Below are 1,968 nucleotides of genomic sequence, written 5' to 3'. Positions count from 1 at the left end.
ATGAAATGATTCCAGGTGAACGCGTAGTAGCATTGAAAAATGTTACGATCAATGAAGAAGTTTTCCAAGGTCACTTCCCAGGCGAACCTGTCCTGCCGGGTGTGTACATTTTAGAAAGTTTAGCACAAGCCGGTTCAATTCCATTGTTGCAATTAGACCGCTTTAAAGGACAAACAGCTTATTTAGGCGGCATGAACAAAGTAAAATTCCGTAAAAAAGTAGTTCCTGGCGATCAATTAATGTTAGTGGTCGACATTGTTAAGTTAAAAGACTATGCTGGTATCGGCAAAGGTGTAGCTTACGTTGACGGCAAAAAAGTTTGCGAAGCCGAATTAACGTTTATCATTGGAAGATAGTCAGATGTTCAAAAAAATATTAATCGCAAATCGCGGAGAAATTGCTGTCCGGATCATTCGTGCTTGTCGCGAATTAGGTATCCAAACAGTAGCAATTTACTCAGAAGCAGATCGAGACGCTCTGCATATGCAGTTAGCTGATGAAGCTATCTGTATTGGTCCGGCAAAAGCTACAGATTCTTATTTGAATATGCAAAGTATCTTAAGTGCTGCGGTAGTTACAAATTCTCAAGCTATTCACCCAGGATTTGGTTTTTTATCGGAAAACAGTACTTTTGCCACAATGTGTCAAGAAATGAATGTAGCATTTATCGGACCGGATCCGGAAACCATTGAACAAATGGGAAACAAGTCAAATGCTAGAGATTTGATGATCCAAGCAGACGTTCCGGTTATACCTGGAAGTGACGGCTTTATTACCGATACTGATAAAGCCAAAGAACTTGCAGAACAATTAGGTTACCCCGTAATGCTGAAAGCTGCTGCTGGAGGCGGCGGAAAAGGGATACGAAAAGTATACAGCCAGGAGGAATTAGTTTCTGCTTTTAATAGTGCTAAAAATGAAGCTCAAGCTGCCTTTGGTGATGGTCGCATGTATATGGAAAAAATTATTGAACACGCACGTCATATTGAAGTTCAAATTTTAGGTGATCACCATGGGAATGTTATTCATTTAGGAGAACGGGATTGTTCCTTACAACGGAACAACCAAAAAGTGATTGAAGAATCTCCTTCTGTGGCTATCAGCGAAGCGCAACGTCAAGCATTAGGCGAGACAGCTGTACGTGCGGCAAAATTTGTAAATTATAAGAATGCCGGGACAATTGAGTTTTTATTAGATCAATCCGGGAAATTTTATTTTATGGAAATGAATACACGTATCCAAGTTGAACACCCTGTAACAGAAATGGCAACTGAAATCGATATTGTCAAAGAACAGTTGATTATTGCTAGTGGAAATAAAATGACTATTCAACAATCTGATGTCCGTTTGACTGGACATACAATTGAATGCCGTATCAATGCGGAAAATCCAGCTTTTAATTTTGCTCCTTCCCCTGGAAAAATCACTTATTTAATGATGCCGAGTGGTGGAAATGGATTACGAGTAGAAAGTGCAATGTTTGCAGGTTATGTTATACCTCCTTATTATGATGCGATGATCGCTAAAATCATTACAAAAGGTGCTGACCGTGCAGAAGCTATTGCCAAAATGAAACGAGCTCTAGGAGAACTGGTTATTGAAGGAATTATCAGCAATCAATTCTTTCAAGAAGATCTATTAGCTGATGAGCGTTTTGTTAATGGATCCTACGATACTAGTTTTTTACAAGATGTTTTTCTTGAAGAGTGGCAACCGCGCGTTGAATAGTCCATTAAGGGTATAAAGAGGTGAGAATGTGAGACTATTTAAAAAACGAGATTATATTCCTATCACTAAAAGTTCGCAACAAGTTGATGAAACAGATGCTCCTAAAGTTCCTGAAGGGATGTTTACTCAGTGTCCTAATTGTAAACGTGCCATTTATGGAAAAGATTTAGGATCAGAAAAAATTTGTCCTGAATGCGGCTACTCTTTTAGAATAGGTGCTCAAGAACGAATCCAATTAAC

At 38.9% G+C, this 1,968-nt stretch carries 2 protein-coding genes and 1 pseudogene; all 3 read left to right on the top strand.

What is annotated here, in order from left to right; genetic code table 11:
- The coding region (fabZ, locus tag RT405_RS10960) for a 3-hydroxyacyl-ACP dehydratase FabZ (RefSeq protein ID WP_313469668.1) at positions 1 to 356 on the top strand (356 nt) is incomplete at its 5' end.
- Positions 357 to 360: 4 nt separating this feature from the next.
- Positions 361 to 1,728 carry an acetyl-CoA carboxylase biotin carboxylase subunit gene (locus RT405_RS10955; RefSeq protein WP_313469667.1) on the top strand — a complete coding sequence of 456 codons (1,368 nt, stop codon included), beginning with the start codon at positions 361 to 363 and terminating at the stop codon, positions 1,726 to 1,728.
- A gap of 28 nt (positions 1,729 to 1,756) precedes the next feature.
- Positions 1,757 to 1,968 (top strand): annotated as a pseudogene (locus RT405_RS10950) (acetyl-CoA carboxylase carboxyl transferase subunit beta); the annotation flags it as partial.

This window comes from Carnobacterium sp. (assembly GCF_032094055.1).
Taxonomy (GTDB): Bacteria; Bacillota; Bacilli; order Lactobacillales; family Carnobacteriaceae; genus Carnobacterium_A.
The sequence above is the reverse complement of the archived record's forward strand: the minus strand, read 5'-3'. Positions and strand labels throughout refer to the sequence as shown.

What these genes read in the sequence shown, in the direction of transcription:
- RT405_RS10955 (WP_313469667.1), top strand. Translation starts at nt 361, where the DNA reads ATGTTCAAAAAAATATTAATCGCAAATCGCGGAGAAATTGCTGTCCGG.